The 20361-nt window shown below is 69.1% G+C and carries 19 protein-coding genes; 9 read left to right on the top strand and 10 right to left on the bottom strand.

Annotated elements, in window-relative coordinates:
- The first annotated feature begins 2 nt into the window (after positions 1 to 2).
- Genes pucL through JWS13_RS20570 form a run of 4 tightly spaced genes read left to right on the top strand, consistent with a single transcriptional unit; the run spans position 3 to position 5803 of the window.
- Positions 3 to 914 (top strand): factor-independent urate hydroxylase, encoded by a 912-nt coding sequence (gene pucL / locus JWS13_RS20555; protein WP_206007268.1) that lies wholly within the window; start codon positions 3 to 5, stop codon positions 912 to 914.
- Positions 914 to 2281, top strand: a complete 1368-nt coding sequence (locus tag JWS13_RS20560) for an 8-oxoguanine deaminase (RefSeq protein WP_206007269.1) — start codon at positions 914 to 916, stop codon at positions 2279 to 2281. The genes pucL and JWS13_RS20560 overlap by 1 nt, the downstream gene beginning before the upstream one ends.
- A gap of 4 nt (positions 2282 to 2285) precedes the next feature.
- Positions 2286 to 3095, top strand: coding sequence for an FAD binding domain-containing protein (locus JWS13_RS20565; RefSeq protein WP_206007270.1), 810 nt, complete (start codon positions 2286 to 2288; stop codon positions 3093 to 3095).
- A complete protein-coding gene (locus tag JWS13_RS20570) occupies positions 3092 to 5803 on the top strand; it encodes a molybdopterin-dependent oxidoreductase (RefSeq protein WP_206007271.1) in 2712 nt (903 codons plus the stop codon). Before JWS13_RS20565 ends, JWS13_RS20570 begins: the two co-directional genes overlap by 4 nt.
- A gap of 7 nt (positions 5804 to 5810) precedes the next feature.
- On the opposite strand, the gene JWS13_RS20575 is transcribed toward JWS13_RS20570, so the two are convergent.
- Complete coding sequence (locus tag JWS13_RS20575) at positions 5811 to 6287, bottom strand: NUDIX hydrolase (RefSeq protein ID WP_206007272.1); 477 nt, start codon at positions 6285 to 6287, stop codon at positions 5811 to 5813.
- Positions 6288 to 6296: 9 nt separating this feature from the next.
- On the bottom strand, positions 6297 to 7601 hold the full coding sequence (locus JWS13_RS20580) for an NAD(P)/FAD-dependent oxidoreductase (protein ID WP_124396280.1): 1305 nt from the start codon (positions 7599 to 7601) through the stop codon (positions 6297 to 6299).
- Positions 7602 to 7756: 155 nt separating this feature from the next.
- On the opposite strand from JWS13_RS20580, the gene JWS13_RS20585 reads away from it, so the two are divergent.
- Positions 7757 to 8656, top strand: a complete 900-nt coding sequence (locus tag JWS13_RS20585; RefSeq protein WP_206007273.1) for a LysR family transcriptional regulator — start codon at positions 7757 to 7759, stop codon at positions 8654 to 8656.
- On the opposite strand, the gene JWS13_RS20590 is transcribed toward JWS13_RS20585, so the two are convergent.
- On the bottom strand, positions 8653 to 9597 hold the full coding sequence (locus tag JWS13_RS20590; RefSeq protein ID WP_206007274.1) for an alpha/beta fold hydrolase: 945 nt from the start codon (positions 9595 to 9597) through the stop codon (positions 8653 to 8655). The genes JWS13_RS20585 and JWS13_RS20590 overlap by 4 nt on opposite strands.
- 132 nt (positions 9598 to 9729) lie before the next feature.
- Here JWS13_RS20590 and JWS13_RS20595 point away from each other — a divergent pair, with 132 nt between their 5' ends.
- Entirely contained in the window at positions 9730 to 10323 is a 594-nt protein-coding gene (locus JWS13_RS20595; RefSeq protein WP_206007275.1) for a nucleotidyltransferase family protein, read from the top strand.
- A 58-nt stretch (positions 10324 to 10381) separates the two neighbouring features.
- Positions 10382 to 10810: an ester cyclase gene (locus JWS13_RS20600; protein WP_206007276.1), complete on the top strand. Its 429-nt coding sequence runs from the start codon at positions 10382 to 10384 to the stop codon at positions 10808 to 10810.
- Positions 10811 to 10822: 12 nt separating this feature from the next.
- On the opposite strand, the gene JWS13_RS20605 is transcribed toward JWS13_RS20600, so the two are convergent.
- Entirely contained in the window at positions 10823 to 11641 is an 819-nt protein-coding gene (locus JWS13_RS20605) for an ABC transporter permease (RefSeq protein ID WP_124396276.1), read from the bottom strand.
- Entirely contained in the window at positions 11638 to 12594 is a 957-nt protein-coding gene (locus tag JWS13_RS20610; protein WP_124396275.1) for an ATP-binding cassette domain-containing protein, read from the bottom strand. The genes JWS13_RS20605 and JWS13_RS20610 overlap by 4 nt, the downstream gene beginning before the upstream one ends.
- Positions 12595 to 12743: 149 nt before the next feature.
- On the opposite strand from JWS13_RS20610, the gene JWS13_RS20615 reads away from it, so the two are divergent.
- Together JWS13_RS20615 and JWS13_RS20620 are read left to right on the top strand one after the other, a co-directional pair.
- A complete protein-coding gene (locus JWS13_RS20615) occupies positions 12744 to 14384 on the top strand; it encodes a helix-turn-helix transcriptional regulator (RefSeq protein WP_206011673.1) in 1641 nt (546 codons plus the stop codon).
- 108 nt (positions 14385 to 14492) lie between these two features.
- Positions 14493 to 15602, top strand: coding sequence for a flavin-containing monooxygenase (locus JWS13_RS20620; RefSeq protein WP_206007277.1), 1110 nt, complete (start codon positions 14493 to 14495; stop codon positions 15600 to 15602).
- Here JWS13_RS20620 and JWS13_RS20625 read toward each other — a convergent pair.
- The 5 genes from JWS13_RS20625 to JWS13_RS20645 are packed head-to-tail and all read right to left on the bottom strand — an operon-like array spanning position 15574 to position 20345.
- Entirely contained in the window at positions 15574 to 16743 is a 1170-nt protein-coding gene (locus JWS13_RS20625; protein WP_206007278.1) for a lipid-transfer protein, read from the bottom strand. The genes JWS13_RS20620 and JWS13_RS20625 overlap by 29 nt on opposite strands.
- Positions 16740 to 17162: a MaoC family dehydratase gene (locus JWS13_RS20630; protein ID WP_206007279.1), complete on the bottom strand. Its 423-nt coding sequence runs from the start codon at positions 17160 to 17162 to the stop codon at positions 16740 to 16742. Before JWS13_RS20630 ends, JWS13_RS20625 begins: the two co-directional genes overlap by 4 nt.
- Positions 17159 to 18154, bottom strand: coding sequence for a bifunctional MaoC family dehydratase N-terminal/OB-fold nucleic acid binding domain-containing protein (locus tag JWS13_RS20635; RefSeq protein WP_206007280.1), 996 nt, complete (start codon positions 18152 to 18154; stop codon positions 17159 to 17161). Before JWS13_RS20635 ends, JWS13_RS20630 begins: the two co-directional genes overlap by 4 nt.
- A gap of 14 nt (positions 18155 to 18168) precedes the next feature.
- A complete protein-coding gene (locus JWS13_RS20640; protein WP_206007281.1) occupies positions 18169 to 19320 on the bottom strand; it encodes an acyl-CoA dehydrogenase family protein in 1152 nt (383 codons plus the stop codon).
- Positions 19305 to 20345: an acyl-CoA dehydrogenase family protein gene (locus JWS13_RS20645; RefSeq protein WP_206007282.1), complete on the bottom strand. Its 1041-nt coding sequence runs from the start codon at positions 20343 to 20345 to the stop codon at positions 19305 to 19307. Before JWS13_RS20645 ends, JWS13_RS20640 begins: the two co-directional genes overlap by 16 nt.
- Positions 20346 to 20361 lie beyond the last annotated feature (16 nt).

A 20361-nucleotide genomic window follows, 5' to 3' on the forward strand; every position in this document is an offset into this window, starting at 1 on the left:
AGATGACCGACCTCACCGGCGCCATCATTCTGGGCGACAACCAGTACGGCAAGGCCGAGAACCGCATCGTGCGGATCTACCGCGACACCCCCCGGCACGAGATCCGGGACGTGAGCGTGTCGACGTGCCTGCGTGGCGACTTCTCGGCGGCGCACCTCGCCGGCGACCAGAGTTCGGTGCTGCCCACCGACACCCAGAAGCAGACGGCGTACTCCTACGCGAAGGAGAAGGGACTCGACTCCATCGAGGAGTACGGGCTGACGCTGGCACGGCACTTCGTGGACGACGTGGCCCCCGTCGAAGGCGCCCGCATCGAGATCGAGGAATACGCGTGGCAGCGCGCCGTGGTCGACGGAGCGGAACACGACCACACCTGGGTGCGCAAGGGCGAGGAGGTGCGCACCGCGGCGATCACCGTCGACGCCGACGGCACGTGGGTGGTCGGCGGGCTCAAGGATCTGGTGATCCTCAAGTCCACGGGCAGCGAATTCTTCGGATTCCTGAAGGATGAGTACACGATCCTCGAGGAGACCCACGACCGGGTGATGGCGACGTCGCTGGTCGTGCAGTGGCGGTTCGTCACCACCGACGTGGACTGGAACAGCGTCTACGCCGGCATCAAGGAGCAGATCGTCGCGACGTTCGCGACCGTCCATTCGCTCGCCCTGCAGCAGACGCTGTACGAGATCGGCAAGGCGATCCTGGAGCGCTACCCCGTGCTCGCGGAAGTGCGACTGTCCGCGCCGAACAAGCACCACTTCGCCCACGACCTCGCCCGTTTCGGTGTGGAGAACGACAACGAGGTCTTCCACGCCGCCGACCGCCCGTACGGCCTGATCCAGGCCACGGTGCAGCGTTCCGACGCCCCGGAACCCGGGCCCGCGTGGTCCGCGTACGCGGGGTGGCTCAGCTGATGTCCGACGCCCCCGGCACGGTCGTCGTCGCCGGCGCCTACGTCGCCACGGTCGACACGTCGGGCACCGAGCATCCGGACGGTTACGTCGTCGTGCGGGGCAACCGCATCGTCGACGTCGGTGCCGGCCGCGCGCCGGTGGTCGAGGGCGCACGGGTCGTCGACGGACGCGGCTGCCTGCTGACACCCGGGCTGGTGAACACCCACCACCACCTGTACCAGTGGATCACCCGCGGGCTCGCCGCCGACGACAACCTGTTCGGCTGGCTGACCACCCTCTACCCGATCTGGGCGGGCATCGACGCCGACGCCGTCCGGACCGCGGCCACCGGCGGTCTCGCCTGGCTGGCGAAACACGGGTGCACGACCACCACCGACCACCATTACGTCGTGCCCCGCGACGGCGGCGACGTGTTCGGCGCCGAGATCGAGGCCGCCCGGACCGTCGGGCTGCGGTTCCACCCCAGCCGGGGGTCGATGGACCTCGGCCACAGCCAGGGCGGGTTGCCACCCGACTCGGTGGTGGAGCGTCTCGACGACGTCCTGACGGGCACCCAGGACGTCATCGACCGCTGGCACGACCCTTCGCCCGACTCGATGCTGAGGGTCGCGGTGGCGCCCTGCTCCCCGTTCTCCGTCACCGCCGACCTGCTGACGGAGGCCGCAGCCCTCGCCCGGTCCGCCGGCGTGCGACTGCACACCCACCTCGCGGAAACCGTTGACGAGCAGGACTTCTGCCTCGACCGGTTCGGCTGCACCCCGGTGCAGTACATGGAGCGACTCGGCTGGGTGGGTCCCGACGTCTGGTACGCCCACGCCGTCCACCTCGACGACGTCGCGATCAGCACCCTGGCCGGCACCCGTACCGGTGTCGCCCACTGCCCCACGTCCAATGCCCGCCTCGGCGCCGGGATCGCCCGGGCCCGGGACCTCCACGCGGCCGGGGTCCCGCTGGGACTCGGTGTCGACGGCGCCGCCAGCAACGAGGCGTGCAACATGCTCGAGGAGGCCCGCCACGCCGTGCTGTTCGCCCGGGCCCGCGGCGGCCCGCGCGAGATGACGGTGCGCACCGCGCTGGAACTCGCCACCATCGGCGGAGCCCGGGTGCTCGGCCGGGACGACGAACTCGGCTCCCTCGAACCCGGCAAACTCGCCGACCTCGCGCTGTGGCGAGTCGACACCCTCGCGCATTCCGGCATCACCGACCCGGTGGCGGCCTTGGTCCTCGGGGCCACCGCGCCGCTGGAGTTGCTCCTGGTGAACGGGCGCGCCGTCGTCGAGCGTGGGAGAGTGATCACCGTGAACGAGGACGACGTCGCCGCGGAGGTCGAGCAGGCCCACCGGGCCCTGGTGCGCAAGGCGGGGTGAGACCATGGATCTGTCGTTCGTGACGGAGGTCTCGGCGCCGCGCAGCCGGGACGACCTGCCCGCCCCGGAACCCGGAACGGCGTACCTGGCGGGCGGCACCTGGCTGTATTCGGAGCCGCAACCGAGGGTCACCCGGCTGGTCGACCTGGCCACCCTCGACTGGCCCGCGATCACTGTCCACGACGACGGACTCGAACTCGCCGCGACGTGCACCATCGAGAATCTCTGCCACGCACCGCTTCCCGCCGAGTGGACGGCGAAGACCCTGTTCCGGCCGTGCGCCGAGTCGCTCGTCGCGTCATGGAAGATCTGGCACACGGCGACCGTCGGCGGCAACCTCGCGCTGGCACTGCCTGCCGGCGCGATGATCACGCTGTGCTGCGCGCTCGACGCCGAACTCCTGATCTGGACCCCCGACGGCGGTGAACGCCGGGTTCCGGTGGACCAGTTCGTCACCGGGGCGGGCCGCGCGACGCTGGGGGCCGGTGAACTGATCCGCAGCATCCACCTCCCCGCCGCCGCGTTGCGGGGCCGCACGTCGCTGCGCAAGATCGCGTACTCGCCGCTCGGCCGGTCCGGCGCGCTGCTCGCCGGACGCGTCGGCACGGACGGATTCACGCTGACCGTCACCGCGTCGACCGTCCGCCCGTTCGTCCTGCGCTTCCCCGTCGTGCCCGGCGTCGACGAGTTGAGCGCCGTTCTGGCCGAACGGATCTCCCCCGACGACTACCTGACGGACGCGCACGGCGCCGCGGACTGGCGTCGTCATGTCACGGGCGTCCTCGCCGAGGAGATCCGGAGGGAGCTGGAATGAAGTTGACGGTCGACGGTCAGTCGGTGGAGGCCGACGCACGGCCCGGTCAGTGCCTGCGCACCTTCCTGCGGGAACAGCAGCGGTTCGCGGTCAAGAAAGGCTGCGACGCCGGGGATTGCGGCGCCTGTTCCGTGCTGCTCGACGGCGCCCCGGTGCATTCGTGTGTGGTGCCGGCGCATCGCGCGGAGAACCGCGAGGTGACCACCGCCGCCGGTCTCGGCAGTCCCGACCAGCTTCATCCCGTGCAGCAGCAGTTCGTCGACGCAGCGGGATTCCAGTGCGGGTTCTGCACACCCGGGATGGTGGTCACCGCGTCCGCGCTCGACTCCGGACAACGTGCCGATCTGCCGCGCGCACTGAAGGGAAATCTGTGCCGCTGCACCGGCTATCGGTCCGTCCGCGACGCCGTCGGCGGCGTCTGCACCACCGAATCGGACAGTGCCGGTGAGTCGTTCGGACGGTCGATTCCCGCGCCCGCGGCCACCCGGGTGGTGTGTGGCGCCGAGCCGTACACGCTCGACCTGGCCGTCGACGGGCTGACGCACATCCAGATCCTCGGCAGCCCGCATCCGCACGCCCGCATCACCCGCCTCGACACGTCCGCCGCCGAGCGACTGCCCGGCGTCCACGCGGTGCTCACCCACCGCGACAGCCCCGACGTCGCGTTCTCCACCGCGCGTCACGAGTTCCGCACCGACGACCCCGACGACACCCATGTGTTCGACACGATCCTGCGGTTCCGGGGGCAACGCGTGGCCGCGGTGGTCGCGGACTCGGTCGACATCGCCCGGCGCGCACTGCAGTTGATCGAGGTGGAGTACGAAGTCCTCGAACCGGTCTTCGACCCCGACCTCGCGCGCCGCCCGGGCGCACCGCTGCTGCACGGCGACAAGGGCGCCGAGTCCCGGATCGCGGACCCGGCCCGAAATCTGGTGGCCGAGGTGCACGGCGAGACCGGCGACCTCGCCGCCGGGCTCGCGGCGGCACGGGACACGGGCGCAGTGGTGGAGGGCACGTGGCAGACGCAGCGCGTTCAGCACACACATCTCGAAACCCACTCGGCCATCGGCTGGCTCGACCCCGACGGTCGACTCACCCTCCGCAGCAGCACCCAGGTGCCGTTCCTCGTCCGCGACGAACTCGCCCACCTGTTCTCGCTCGACCGCGCGCAGGTCCGGGTGTTCACGGCCCGTGTCGGGGGCGGCTTCGGCGCGAAGCAGGAGATGCTGGTGGAGGATCTCGTCGCCCTCGCCGTGCTGCGCACCGGCCGACCGGTGCAGTACGAGTTCACGCGCTCCGACCAGTTCACGATCGCCCCCTGCAGGCATCCCATGCGGGTGTCGGTGAAGGTCGGTGCCGACGGCGACGGCACGCTGACGGCACTCGCCGTCGACGTGCTCTCGGATGCCGGTGCGTACGGCAATCATTCGGTGGGCGTGATGTTCCACGGCTGCAGCGAATCCGTTGCGCTGTACCGGTCGCCGAACAAGCGGGTGGACGCCCAGGCCGTCTACACCAACAACCTGCCGTCGGGGGCGTTCCGCGGCTACGGGCTGGGGCAGATCATCTTCGCGGTAGAGTCCGCGCTCGACCAACTGGCCGCGGAGCTGGGAATCGATCCGTTCGAGTTGCGTCGTCGCAACGTGGTCGTCCCGGGTGACGACTTCGTCGATTTCGAAGTGGAACACGGCGACCTCACGTACGGCAGCTATGGGCTCGACCAGTGCCTCGACTTGGCGGAGGCCGCGCTGCGCCGCGGCAACGACGTGCGACCGCCGGACGGTCCGCAGTGGCGGGTCGGCGAGGGCATGGCGGCGTCCATGATCGCGACCATCCCGCCGCGGGGGCACTTTGCGGACGTGTCGTGCACCCTCGTCGAGGGCAGCCGGTACGAACTGCGGGTGGGCACGGCCGAGTTCGGGAACGGCACCACCACCGTGCACGCGCAGCTCGCCGCGTCCGCGCTCGGCACCACCGCCGACCGGATCACGGTGCTCCAATCCGACACCGACGTCGCCGGGCACGACACCGGAGCATTCGGTTCGGCAGGCACGGTCGTCGCCGGGAAGGCGGTCCATCTCGCCGGAACCCGGCTGCGGGAGCAGCTGTTCGACGTCGCACGCCGCGTCGCGGGCGCCGCCGAGGACAGCGACTGCGCGCTCACACCCGACGCGGTCGTGGTCGCCGGGCGGACCGTCGAACTCGACAAGCTGGTGCCCGAGGGACCGCTCCGGGCCGAGGGCCACCACGACGGCACCCCGCGGTCGGTGGTGTTCAACGTGCACGCCTTCCGGGTGGCGGTCGACACCGTCACCGGGGAGGTCCGGATCCTGCAGTCCATCCAGGCGGCGGATGCGGGCACGGTCCTCAACCCGCAGCAGTGCCGCGGGCAGGTCGAGGGCGGCGTGGCGCAGGCGATCGGCAGCGCGCTGCACGAGGAGATCCTGCTCGACGGCGCCGGCACCGTGCTGAACCCGCAGCTGCGGAACTATCACATCCCGCAGCTCGTGGACGTGCCGGACACCGAGGTCTATTTCGCGGACACGTACGACGAACTGGGCCCGCACGGCGCGAAGTCGATGAGCGAGTCTCCGTACAATCCGGTCGCCCCGGCCCTGGCCAACGCGATCGCGGACGCCACCGGCGCCCGGCTGCGGCGGCTCCCGATGACCCCCGCCGCCGTCTGGCGTGCGCTGACGCACCCGTGAGTACTTATTAACGTCGGGGGGTTAATAAGTACTCACGGGCGCGACGCGCAATGGGACGCTGGCCCTTGACCAACTTCTTCTCGGCGATGTCCGCCGGGAACCAGCGGGCGTCGTCGACCTCGGGGAACTGCTGAATCTTCCCCGACCGCGGCGGCCATTCCAGGTCGAACGTGTTGCTCTCGACGAAAGCGACGTCTTCGCTCACCTCTGCCGCGTAGACGGTGATCACCTTGCGGGAGGGCTGCCGGAATTCGCCGAGCAACTCGTACTCTACTGCGGGCGGCGGTGCGCCGATCTCTTCCTCGTACTCCCGCAGCGCGGCCGCGTAGGGATCCTCGCCGTCGACGTATTCGCCCTTGGGGATCGACCACGCGGCCTCGTCCTTGCGCGCCCAGAACGGGCCACCCATGTGCACGATCCACAACTGGAGCACCCCCGCATCGTCGGTGCGATACAGGAGTACTCCAGCGCTGGTGACGGTCATGGGACCACGTTAGGCCGCGGCGTCCTCTCGCTGGTCGCTCAACTCGATGGTTTCTATCTCCTGGGCGTAGTGGAAGTGCGGGCGGCGGTGTCCGAGGAACGAACCGCACCACGACATCACCGCGACGTACCGGTTGCGGAATCCGACCAGGTAGACGAGGTGCACGGCGAGCCACAGGAACCAGGCGAGCACACCGGTCAGCTCGATCTTGCCGACGCGGGTGATGGCCCGGAACCGGTTGATGATCGCCATGCTGCCCTTGTCGCGGTACGTGAACGGCGTGCCGAGGGCGCGTTTCCCGGTGATGATGGCCGCGACGTGGCGTCCGCCCTGCATCGCGAACGGCGACTGCGCAGGCAGGTTGTTCAGCGACGCCATGTCGCCGATCGCGTAGACGTCGTCGTAGCGACCCACCGTGAGGTCCTCGTCGACGAGCAGACGGCCGCCGCGCCCGGTCTCGCAGCCCGTGCGGTCCGCGAGCACTGCCGCGAAGTCGTTGGCCTGGATGCCGGCCGACCAGATGATCGTGTCCGCCGTGAGGCGCTTCTCGAATCCGGTACTCGGCGACGACAGGGTGGCGCCGTGCTCGTCGATGTCGGTCACCATCGTGCCGAGCACCAACTCGACACCGGCCTTTTCGAGCGAATCCTGGGTGTATTTGCTGAGCTTGCCACCGAACACCGGGAGCGCCTCCCCCGCACCCTCGACGAGGGTGACGGTGACGTCTTCGGACGTGACGTCGCGGAGCGACTTCTCGAAGTAGCGGCCCGCCAGTTCCTTGATCTGGCCTGCGAGTTCGACACCGGTCGGGCCGGCACCGATCACGATGAAGTGCAGCAGGTCGCGGCGGCGCTCCGGGTCGGAGGTGGTGTGCGCCTCCTCGAAGCAGCGGACGATCTGCCTGCGCAGCCGGTCGGCGTCGGCGACGGTCTTGAGCGCGTACGTGACCTCGGCGAACTCGTCGCGGCCGAAGTAGGCCTGCCGGGCGCCCGTGGCGGCGATCAGGCTGTCGTAGCCAATCGTGTGGCTCACGCCACCGGCCTCGTAGACGACCTCTTTCTTGTCCGGGTCGACGTCGACGACGCGGCCCAGGCGGACGTCGCCGCTGGGGTACTTGGCGAGGATCGCGCGGATGGACGGGGCGATCTCGCCGGGCGAGATGACACCGGTCGCGACCTGGTACAGAAGGGGTTGGAACAGATGCTCGGTGGTCTCGGAAATCAGCACGAACGGCGTGCCGGCCTTGCCGAGCTTCTTCGCCGCCGCGAGTGCGCCGAATCCCGATCCCACGATGACGACCTGTGTGCGATCCACCGAAAACCTCCTACTGCTTCAATGCGTCTACTTAGCTCCGCGTATGAGCTCCACATTAGGGATCGACCGGTGTCAATTACCAATAAGCTGGGGAAATCGAAATAGTGTTATCTCGATCGCTCATAAGTCTTCCCCGAAGGACGTAACCTCAGGTCATGGAGTTCCGACAGCTTCGCTATTTTCTCGCGGTCGGCGAGGAGGGCAGTTTCTCGCGCGCCGCGCAACGCTGCTTCATCTCGCAGTCTGCGATCAGCCATCAGATCGCCAAACTCGAAACCGAGTTGGGCACCACCCTGCTGGAGCGCTCGACGCGTGCCACCCGGCTCACCGCGGCGGGCGAACGACTGATGCCCATCGCCGCCGAGATGATGGGGCTCGAGGCGCGCGCGCTGTCGGTGGGACTCGATCCGCGCAACCGTCTCCGGATCAGCGCGAGCATGAGCTTCGCGACCCAGAGCCTGGAGGCGATATCGCTTGTCCGCGAAGACTTCCCGCAGCTCGACATCGAATTCGTCATCAAGGATTTCACCGACCGGATGACCGCGGTCGCGTCGGGCGACGCCGACCTCGCGCTCATCCGCGGCGGCGTCGACCGACCGGGCCTCGAAACCGTGGAATTCGGGCTCGAAGACCTGGTGATCGTGACGTCGAGCAAACACCCACTGGCCGGGGTCTCGACCGTCGACCTCAGCGAACTGGCGCCCTACCCCCTCCTGCTGCCACCCCGGAGCAGTCAGATCCTGATCCACAACGTGGTCGAGGACGCATTCCGGCAGGTCGGGCAGCGGGTGATGCTCGGGCCGTCGATCCCGAGCGACCACACGGCCACCCTCGACGTCCTCACCACCCCGCGGTCGTGGACGGTGCTGTACGCCGACACCGCCGACGCGACGCCCCGACGGGGGTTGAGTTTCCTGCGCGAGGCGCACGACCGACTGCGCATCCCGGTATGCGGGGTCGTCCGGAGCGGAACCGCGACGCGGCCCGAACTGACCCACCTGTTTCGTGCGCTCGCGCAGTCGATCGCCGGGACCGGCGGATCGGCCGAAATCTAGACGTCGATCAGACCGTGCCTGTCGACCCACGGCAGCACGCGGTCGAGCATCGTGTCGGGAACTTCGAGCTGCGGAGTGTGCCCCACGTCCGAGAGAATCACGCTGTCCCACCGCGGATTCGCCGTCGCCACCTTGCGTGCCGCCGCGACCGGGACCAGCCGGTCGCGGTCGCCGTGGAGCAGCAGAACGGGCTGCGCGATCGACTGCATGACGTCGAGATACCGCCGCGGACGCGCCAGCACGCGCATCAGGGAGCGGCTGGCCTGAAGGAATGCCGCGTCCTCGGACGGCAGTGCGCGGCGATAACCCACGAGCGCCGTTGCGGCGTCCAGGGAATCCTCCGACGCCCGGCTCGGATCGGCGAAGCACAGGTCGATCGTGCGCTCGACCAACTGCCGGTCCGTCATCTTCCGGCTCGAGTACTGCAGGAACCGCTCACCCACGAACGGGGTGAAGTACATCGCGAACTGTGCGGCGATCCGCGGGTCCGGGATCCGTTGCGCGACAGGCAGCGCGGGGTCGACCAGGATCAGGGCCGACACGGTCTCCGGGTGCGCCGCCGCCTCGAACAGCGAGATCATGCCGCCCATCGAGTTGCCCATGAGAATCACGGGACGACCGACGACCTCGCGCAGGAAGCGGTGCAGCACCGTCGCGTTGGCGCCGACCCCCGTCCGGCGTCGCCCGGACGGGCTGAGCCCGAACCCGGGGAGGTCGACGGTGAGCACTCGGGTGCGCTCCGCGAGCACCGGTGCGATCCGCACCCAGTTCAGGTGCGAGCCGCCGAGTCCGTGGACCATGACCACCGGCGGGAACCCGGTGTCCTCGCCGTATTCGACCCAGTGCACGGGACCGTCGAGGTCGACGATGCTGCCCGCGCCACCCCATCGCTGCGCGAACTCCTGCTGGGCAGGTTCGCCGACTCTGTTCGGATCCACCATGCGTCCGTCCGTTCCGATTGGGCGTGCCGTCTGTCGGGCGTGCTGTCTGTTGGGCCTGCCGAGGCCACCGGCCAGTCTACGGAAGCATCGTCGTATGTTTGGACGCATGCAGCGCGGGACGGGGAGAGTTCGATGACGATCGGGGGCGTGCTGCTCGCGGCCGGGGCCGGTTCGCGCATGGGCAAGCCGAAGGCACTCGTCATCGGCGCGGACGGGGAACCGTGGCTTGCGCGCGGGGTCCGGGTGCTGGCGGAGGCCGGATGCGAGCCCACCGTCGTGGTGCTCGGTGCCCGCGCCGACGAGGCCGAGCACCTGCTGCCCGACGGGGTCCCCGTCACCGTCGGGATCGCGGACGACTGGCAGTCGGGGCTGTCGGCTTCCCTGCGTCGCGGACTGGAGGTCGCGGCGACGTTCGACGACGTCGACGCCGTCGTCATCACCCTCGTCGATCTCCCCGACCTCGGCGCCGACGCCGTCCGGCGGGTGGCGGCTGTACCCGGCGACACCCCGGCCGGCGACGCCCGGTCGGCGCTGCGCCAGGCCCACTACGACGGACACCCGGGCCACCCGGTACTGATCGGCCGGGACCACTGGCTCCCGTTGCGACGCAGCCTCACCGGGGACTCCGGCGCACGGAAGTACCTCGCCGCCCACGGCGCCGAGTCGGTCGACTGCTCCGATCTGGGATCGGGACGCGACGTCGATTCGCCGCGCGAACTCCGCTAGCTGTAGCACCCTCGGACGGTGGGTATACGCCGCGCCGTGACGGGCAGACAATGGAGTCATGTCACTGGAAACGAACAAGGAATTGATCCGGCGTTTCTACACCGAGATCGACGCAGGCAATATCGACGTGCTGGACGAACTCGTCGACGAAAACTATCTCGACCATTCACCGGCGCCGTTTCCCGGCATCGAAGCACCGGGGCGTGAGGGACTGAAACGGGAGTTCCGGCTGTTCTGGGAGGCCACACCGGGCACTCACCGGATAGAAGATCAGGTTGCCGAGGGCGACAAAGTCGTCACCCGGTTGCTGTGCTCCGGCACGCACACGGGCGATCTTCCCGGAATTCCCGCGACGGGGAACCGCATGGAGATGACCGCCACTGTCATCCACCGCATCGAGAACGGTCGAATCGCGGAGAAGTGGTCGGACAAGGACGTCCTCACCATGCTCCAGCAATTGGGGGTGATCCCTGTCGCGGCGCGATAGACCGACCCGCGCTCAGCGGCTGACGGCCTTCTTGTACCGCCGGATCGCGAACGGCACGAAGATCACCAGCAGCACCGCCGACCACAGGAGTGAGGCGATGATCGGGTGCTGCAACGGCCAGGCGTCGGGAACGGTCATGGCCGGGTTGGTGTTTCCGAACAGTTCCCGCACGGCCTGTGTCACCGCGGACACCGGGTTCCATTCGGCGATCACCTTGAGCGGACCGGGCAGGTTGGTGGTCTCGACGAACGTGTTCGCGATGAACGAGAGCGGGAAGATGACGATGAAACTGGCGTTGTTGAACACCTCCGGAGTGCGGATCCAGAGTCCGACCACCGCCATCACCCAGGACAGGGCGTAGGCGAACAACAGCAGGAGCAGGTAGCCGAGGAGCGCTTCGCCGAGACTCGAGTGGATGCGCCACCCGATGATCAGACCGGTCAGCGACATCACGACGAGGCTGACGATGTTGATCAGGACGTCCGTGGACGTGCGGCCGAGGAGCACGGCGGACGGAGCCATCGGCAGCGACCGGAATCGGTCGATGATCCCCTTCTGCAGATCCTCGACCATCCCGAGGCCCGTCCAGGTGGCCCCGAAGATGACTGTCTGCGTGAATATTCCGGCGATGAGGAATTCGCGGTAGGACATTCCGGGAACCTGGATCGCGCTGCCGAAGACGTACGCGAACAGCAGCACGAACATGATCGGCGACAACGTGGTGAACACGATGAGGTCGGGGACGCGCTTGATCTTGATCATGTTGCGTTTGGCGATCGTGAGCCCGTCCGCGAGCGCGGTGTGCACGGACGCCGTCTGTGGGGCGCTCATGAGACTTGCTCCTCTTCGGCTTCGTGTCCGGTCAGGGTGAGGAAGACGTCGTCCAGGGTCGGTCTGCGCAGACCGACGTCGAACACTTTCACTCCCCTGTTCGAGAGTCGGCCCAGTGCCTCGACGAGGGCATCGGCGCCGCCGGACACCGGCACCGTCACCCGGCGGACGTTCTCTTCGACCAGGATGTCGCCGGCGGCGAGGGGGGCCAGTTCTTCGCGCACCACGGAGAGGTCGACGCCCTCGCGGACGCTCAGCTCGATGCGTTCACCACCGACGCGGTCCTTCAGTTCGTCGGCGGTTCCGCGGGCGATGACGGAGCCGTGGTCGATCACCGCGATCTGGTCGGCGAGGCGCTCGGCTTCCTCCATGTACTGCGTCGTCAGCAGCAGGGTGGTGCCCCTGGCGACGAGGTTGTCGATGACGTCCCACAGTGCCAGCCGGGCGCGGGGGTCGAGTCCGGTGGTCGGTTCGTCCAGGAACAGCACTTCCGGCTCGGCCACCAGCGCTCCGGCGAGGTCGAGACGCCGGCGCATGCCGCCCGAGTAGCCCTTGACGGGGCGATCGCCCGCCTCGACCAGGTCGAACTGTTCGAGCAGTTCGCGGGCTCGCGCCTTACTGCGTTTGGCCCCGAGGTGGTAGAGCCGCCCGACCATGTCGAGGTTCTCGAAACCGGTGAGGTACTCGTCGACGGCCGCGTACTGCCCCGACGCGCCGATCCGGGACCGGAGCACCCGCGCGTCGTGGACGACGTCGAGACCGGCGACCTGCGCGCGGCCTGCGTCCGGGACGAGGAGGGTGGTGAAGACCCGCACCGCCGTGGTCTTGCCTGCGCCGTTCGGGCCGAGCAGGGCCATGACCGTTCCAGAGGGGACCGCGAGGTCGACCCCGTCCAGCGCTGTGACCTTGCCGTACTTCTTGACCAGACCCTCTGCCGTTATCGCATCGACCATCAGAAGTTCCCATCCGTTGGCGTGTCGACCCAGTGTGACTCGAGGCACCGACAGGTGCAGGGGAATATTCGCCGTTCCGGGCAGGCCCTGTGCGGCGGTAGGCTGAAATTCGAGCAGGTCAGCGCGCAGATCTTCGGCAGGAGACCATGATGTCGGATGCGGCGTCGGAACTCCGGACGGGCCGTGCGGCCTTCGAGCGGGGAGACTGGCGCGACACGTACGCACGCCTGTCGAGCGCCGATCGGCAGGACCCGCTGCCCGGTGCCGACCTCGAACTGCTCGCCACCGCCGCCTACCTGCTCGGTGAGGACGACGCCAGCACCGAGTGGTGGGAGCGGGCGGTGCGCGAGTGGACCCGGACGGGTCGACCGGTGCGCTCGGCGCGGTGCGCGTTCTGGCTCTCGTTCGGCCTGCTCATGCGCGGCGAGCACGCCCGCGGCGGCGGTTGGCTGGGCAAGGCCCAGCGACTGCTCGACACCGCGGGTGTGGACTGCGCGGAGCGTGGCTACCTGCTGGTGCCGCAGGGGCTGCGCCGGATCGACGACGGCGACGGCACCGCGGCCCGGGACATCTTCCGCGCGATCACGGACGTCGGCATCCGGTTCGCCGACCCGGATCTGACGACGCTCGGGGTGCTGGGCACCGGTCATTCGCTCGTCCTGCTGGGGAATGTCGAGGAGGCGGTCTCCGCGTTCGACGAGGCGATGGTCGGGGTGACGTCCGACAATGTGTCCCCGGTGGTCGCGGGGATCGTGTACTGCGCCGTGATCGAGCAGTGCCAGAACATCTGCGACCTCCGGCGGTCGAGGGAATGGACTGTGGCGCTGGAGGAGTGGTGCTCTTCGCAACCCGGCCTCGTCCCCTACCGCGGCCAGTGCCTCGTCCACCGTGCCGAGATCCTGCAACTGCAGGGCGACTGGCCGACGGCGATGGACTCGGCGCGGCGGGCGCACAAACGACTCGGCGCGCAACCCGCGGCCGGGTCCGCCGCCTACGTGATGGCCGACCTCCACCGCCTGCGCGGCGAGGTCGCGCAGGCCGAGAAGTTGTTCCTGGAGGCGAACCGCTTGGGCAGGCGTCCACAACCCGGACTCGCGCTGCTGCGGATGGCGCAGGGGCGGGTCGGCAGCGCGGCCGCGTCGATCCGCTGCGCGGTGGACGAAGCCACCGGCGCCGTGGAACGCGCCCGGCTGCTGCCCGCGTGCGTGGAGATCCTGCTCGTCGCCGGCGACGTCCCGGCGGCGCGGTCCGCTGCGGACGAACTCGACTCGACGGCAACCCGGTTCGCGATTCCCTATCTGTGCGCCCTGGCCGCGCAGGCTTCGGGATCGGTGCTGCACGCAGAGGGCCGGGGCAGCGACGCGCTGACCGTCCTGCGCGACGCGTGGCGGCGCTGGCAGGAGATCGGCGCGCCCTACGAGTGCGCGCGGGTCCGGGAGTCGGTCGCGCTGGTGTGCCGCGACCTCGGCGACGACGACACCGCGCAGATGGAGCACGACCTCGCGTCCGCCACGTACCGGCAACTGGGCGCGCTCCCCGACCTCGAGCGACTGCGGGTGGAATTCAGCCCCGACTCCGCGGACTCCACTCCGCTGACCCCGCGTGAAGTGTGCGTGCTGCGCCTCGTCGCGGCGGGCAAGAGCAACCGGGCGGTGGCGACGGAACTGTTCCTCAGCGAAAAGACGGTCGCACGCCACCTGAGCAACATCTTCGTCAAACTGGGGATCTCGTCGCGGTCGGCGGCCACCGCCTATGCCTACGAGCATCACCTCGTCGGCCCGTCTGCATGAAAGTACCCATACGGTCGTACGTATCTGCGCCTTTCTCCCGACGCGCCCGGATCGGTCCACTCATAGCGTTGAGGACAACCACCGAACGCCGAGGGAAGAAGGCACACCATGTCCACGGAACGTTTCGACACGATCGTGATCGGTGCCGGGCAGGCCGGCCTCGCCACCGGCTACCACCTCGCCGAACGCGGGCAACAGTTCGTGATTCTCGACGCCCACGACCGCGTCGGGGACGTGTGGCGGGAACGGTTCGACTCGCTCCGGCTCTACAGTCCCGCACAGTACGACGGGCTGCCCGGCTGGGGAATCCCCGCCCCCGCGTGGTCGTGGCCGGGGAAGGACGAGGTCGCCGACTACTTCGAGGCCTACGCGGAACGGTTCGCGCTGCCGGTGCGGACCGGCGTCACCGTGGACGGGCTGACCCGTCTCGGCGACCGCTACGTCGTCACCGCCGGAACGGACCGATACGAGGCCGGCAACGTCGTCGTCGCGTCCGGCACCTGGCAGACCCCGGTCATCCCCGACCTCGCCGACCGCCTCGACCCCCGGATCCGGCAACTGCATTCCAGCGACTACCACAATCCCTCCCAACTGCAGGACGGGCCGGTGCTGGTGGTCGGCTGCAGCCACTCCGGCGCGGACATCGCCCTGGAGGCGTCGCGTTCGCACCGCACCACGATCTGCGGTCCCGTCCGCGGTGAGGTGCCGTTCGACCTCGAGGGACGCGCCGCGCACGTCGTGATCCCGATCATGTGGTTCATGGCGAATCACGTTCTGACGGAACGCACCCCCGTCGGCCGGAAGATGCGCGCCCACGTCCGCTCGGGCGGCGGCCCACTGCTGCGGGTCAAGCGGGCCGACCTGTCCGCGGCCGGTGTGGAGCACTTCCCCGCGAAGGTCACCGACGTCCGCGACGGCCGACCGGTCCTGGACGACGGCACCGCACTCGACGTCCGCAACGTGATCTGGTGCACCGGGTTCCGCAAGGACACGACCTGGATCCAGATCCCCGTTACCGGTGCGGACGGGTGGCCCGAGCAGTCCCGTGGAGTCTCACCCGACCATCCGGGACTGTATTTCGTGGGACTGCCGTTCCTGCAGGCGTTCGCGTCGATGCTCACCGGCGGCGTGGGCCGCGACGCCGGGTACGTCGCGAAACACATTGCGCGCAGGCAGTCGCGGGCCGGTGTCAGGCCGTCAGCACCAACCCCGACGTAGGCACCCCGGTGCCCGCGGTGACGAGGACGTTCCGCGCACCGGAGATCTGGTTGACGGATGTACCGCGGATCTGCCGCACGCCCTCGGCGATGCCGTTCATGCCGTGGATGTAGGCCTCCCCGAGCTGGCCTCCGTGGGTGTTGAGCGGCAGGCTGCCGTCGAGGTCGATGGTGCCGTCGGCGATGAAGTCCTTCGCCTCGCCGCGACCGCAGAAGCCGAGTTCTTCGAGCTGCATCAGTACGTATGGTGTGAAATGGTCGTACAGGATTGCCAGATCCATGTCCTGCGGTCCGAGTCCGGCCTGATCCCACAGCTGCCTGCCGACCAGTTCCATCTCGGGCAGTCCCGCGAGCTCGGGCCGGTAGTAGCTGGTCATGATGTACTGGTCGCTGCCGCTCCCCTGGGCCGCCGCCGCGATCACGGCCGGCTTCTGCTTCAGATCCTTCGCCCGCTCCGGCGACGTGACGACGATCGCGATGCCGCCGTCGGACTCCTGACAGCAGTCGAGCAGGTGCAGCGGTTCGGCGATGAACCGGGAATTCTGGTGGTCCTCGAGGGTGATCGGCTTGCCGTGGAAGAAGGCGTTCGGATTGGTGGCCGCGTGCTTGCGGTCGGTGACCGCGACCCGTCCGAAGTCCTCACTCGTGGAGCCGTATTCGTGCATGTACCGCTGGGCGACCATCGCGACGAACGCCGCAGGCGTCGACAGGCCGTGCGGGTAGGAGAACGCGTTGTCGGTGCCGGACGAGTTCACCTGCTGCACCAGCCCGGAGTTCACCTGACCGAACCGCATCCCCGACCGCTCGTTGAACGCCCGGTACGCCACCACCACGTCGGCGACGCCGGTGGCCACGGCCATCGCGGCCTGCTGCACGGTCGCGCACGCCGCACCCCCGCCGTAGTGGATGCGGCTGAAGAACTTCAGGTCCGGGATGCCGACCGAACGGGCCACGGCTGCTTCGGTGTTGGTGTCCATCGTGAAGGACGTCAGGCCGTCGACGTCCGCGGGTGTCAGCCCGGCGTCCTCGAGCGCCGCCGTCACCGCCTCCGCCGCGAGCCGTAATTCGCTGCGGCCCGAGTCCTTCGAGAAGTCGGTGGCGCCGATCCCGGCGATGACAGCCTTGCCCGACAGCCCGCTCATGCACCCGCTCCGTTCGTGCGTCCGTCCAGGACGAGAGTCACCTTCGACGTGATGTGGTCGCCGAGACCGTTCTTCCCGACGACGTCGAGCGTGACGACCCCGTCGTCCACAGACGCCACCGTGCCACTCAGCGTGAGCGTGTCGTAGGCGTACCACGGAACCCCGAGGCGCAGCGCGATCGACTTGATCACCGCGGTCGGTCCCGCCCAGTCGGTGACGAACCGCTGCACCAGACCGGTGTCGGTGAGGATGTTGACGAAGATGTCCTTCGATCCGCGTTGCTGCGCCAGGTCGCGGTCGTGGTGGACGTCCTGGAAGTCGCGCGTCGCCAGCGCGGCCGAGACGACGAACGTCGGGTCGCCGGTGACGGACAGTTCCGGAAGCGTCGTTCCCACGACGACATCGAGAGTGGACGTCATGACCGCTCCTTCGCTCCGCGCTGCCAGGCGTACAGGGTCCACGGCGCGCCGCCCGTCTCGTCGTCGCCCGGGAAGTCGAGGTAGATGGCCTCCACCGGCATCCCGATCGTCACGTCGGCGGGCGCGACCCCGCGCAGTTCGCCGAGCATGCGGACGCCTTCCTCCAGTTCGACCAGCGCCACCACGAACGGCAGCGAGCGTCCCGGGACCTTCGGCGCGTGGTGGACGACGTAACTGAACACCGTGCCGCGGCCCGACGCGACGACGTAATCCGTCGTCTCCGCCTTGTCCTTCCACAGCGCGGGCACCGGCGGGTGCTGCAGCGTCCCGTCCTCGCGCTGCTGGATCCGCAGTTCGTGCGCGGCCACGCCGTCCCAGAAGAATTGGGTGTCCTGCGAGGCGCTGGGCCGCATCATCCTCGACGGGTCCAGGTCGTCGTAGGACGCACCCTGCCCGTTCCCCGACGGCCCCGGCCTATCGGTTTTCGGCATGAACTTCAGGATCCGGAACAGCATCTCGGCCACCGGTTCGCCTGCGGCGTCGCGCCACACACTGCGGGTGTTGAAGAACCAGCCCTCGCCGAGGCCCGTCTTCTTCGGGCCGACCACGTCCTCGAGGGTCGTGGTGATGGTGACCTCCTCGCCGACTTTCAGGTAGCGGTGGTAGACCTGATCGCAGTTGGTGGCGACGACGGACGTGAACCCGGCCTCGTCGAGGATGGTCGTCATGCGCCCGAGCGGGTCGTCGGTTTGCCGAACGGCGTTCAGGCCCTGCATCGTCCACACCTGTGCCATCGCGGGCGGTGCGACGATGCCGTCGTGTCCCGCGGCCCGCGCCGCCGCCTCGTCGACGTAGATCGGATTCTTGTCGCCGATCGCCTCCACCCAGTTGCGGATCATCGGCAGGTTGATCGGGTCCCGTCCGGGCCGGGGAGCGCTCGGGCCCGCCGACCGGACCTCTTCTGCGGCAGCGAGAATCTGTTCGGAACTCATTTCGCGCGGCGCTCCTATCGCGGGACTCGGGGAAGTTTCAGGCCGGCTGTCGCGATCAGCTCGCGCATCACCTCGTTGACCCCGCCGCCGAACGTGATGACGAGGTTGCGCTTCACCTGCATGTCGAGCCACGTCACGAGGTCGGCGGTCGCCGGCTCGGACGGGTCACCGTAACGTCCGACGATCTCCTCCGCGAGCCGGCCGATGCGCTGAATGCGTTCGGTGGCGAACACTTTCGTCGCGGACGCGTCGGCGACGTCGACGGCGTCCGACTCACTGGACGCCACCTGCCAGTTGAGGAGTTCGTTGAGGCGGTACGTCGCGTGGATCTCGCCGAGCACGCGCCGCACGTCCGGTTCGCCGAGCAGGTCGTGCGCGGCCGCCCAGTTGCGGATCCGGTCGTAGAGACCCCCGACCCGGCCGGCGGGCCCGAGCATGACGCGCTCGTGGTTGAGCTGGGTGGTGATCAGGCGCCAGCCCTGATTCTCCTCGCCCACCAGCATGTTCGCGGGCACCCGAACGTCGGAGTAGTACGTGGCGTTGACGTGGTGGGCGCCGTCGCACGTGATGATCGGCGTCCAGCTGTAACCGGGGTCCTTGGTGTCCATGATCAGGATGGAGATGCCGCGGTGCCGCGAGTCGGCCGAGCCGGTGCGGACGGCGAGCCACAGGTAGTCGGCGTCGTGGCCGCCGGTGGTGAAGATCTTCTGGCCGTTGACGATGTACTCGTCCCCCACCCGGGTGGCCGTGGTCCGCAGCGCCGCCAGGTCGGTACCCGCCTCGGGTTCGGTGTAGCCGATCGCGAAGTGCACCTCGCCCGCCAGGATGGCGGGCAGGAACTTGCGCTTCTGCTCCTCGGTGCCGTAGGTCTGCAGTGTCGGCCCGACCGTCTGCAACGTCACCGACGGCAGCGGAACATCGGCGCGCACAGCCTCGTTCACGAAGATCTGCTGCTCGATCTCCCCGAAACCGCGGCCGCCGAACTCCACCGGCCAGCCCACCCCGAGCCAGCCGTCCTTGCCCATCCGGCGGATGACCTCGCGGTAGGTGGCGCCGTGGCGTTCGGTGCGCATCACCTCCGCCTCGGCCGGGGAGATCAGCCCGGAGAAGTAGCGCCGGAGTTCCGCTTGCAGCTCCCGCTGCTCGTCGGTCAGATCGATGAACACCGGGCCCCCACGAGGTCGAGTCGGTACGAGGCGCCGCCGACGAGGCGGGCCAGGTCTTTGGCGGTCGAGTAGTAGCGGTGCAGCGGGTACGTCACGTCGACGCCGATGCCGCCGTGCAGGTGGTGCAGCACCTGCATCGCGGCGGGCACCTCGGCGGCGATCCAGTAGGCCATCACGTCCAGATCGTCCTGTGCGTCCAGACCCTCGGACACCCGCCACGACGCCGCGAGCGCCGACACGTGGAGGGTGCGGGACGTGACGTAGACGTCGGCGATCTGCTGCGAGACGGCCTGGAACGTCGCGAGCGGCTTGCCGAACTGACGCCGGGTGGCCAGGTGCTCACCCGCCAGAACCGTTGCACCGGAGAGCAGTCCGTCGGCCACCGCCCCGATCGACGCGAGCGCGATCCGGTAGAGCGTCTGCACCGCGTCGTTCCCGGCCGCGAGCAGTTCTCCCCGGGCCCGGTCGAACGTGACCGCGAATTCGGGGCTGCCCGACGCCGAGGGCGTCGGCGCGAGCGTGACGCCGTCCGCGCCCGGATCCACCAGCACCACCCCGGTGTCCGTCGGCACCAGGATCCGGTGCGCCTGCTCGACGTACGGGACCGCGAGGACGCGCCCGGTGACGGAGTGGCCGTCGCCGTCCGCGACCGCCGTCACCGACGGCCGTGCCGGGAACTGTGCCCCGGGTTCGGCGAGCGCCGCGGTGAACGTGCGGCCGCCCGCGAGACCGGTGAGCAGCGCGTCCTGCTGCGCGTCGTCGCCCAGCGCGACGATGGGCAGCACCCCGAATCCGAGCGTCGCGAGGGCCGGCACCTGGGCCGCCTTCCGCCCGACCTCGGTGAGCAGCGCACCGACGTCGGTGACCGAGAGCCCTTCACCACCGAGACGTTCCGGCAGGGCGAGGGTCAGCAGGTCGGCGTCGGCGAAGGCGGCCCAGAGGGCGTCGCCGTCGAGGTCGCGGGCCAGCAGTCCGGCCGAGACCTGGGCCACGGCCTCTTGGGTTTCGTCTCGAGTGAAGTCCACGCTGACAATCCCACTT

Source organism: Rhodococcus pseudokoreensis, from assembly GCF_017068395.1.
GTDB classification, from domain to species: Bacteria; Actinomycetota; Actinomycetes; order Mycobacteriales; family Mycobacteriaceae; genus Rhodococcus_F; species Rhodococcus_F pseudokoreensis.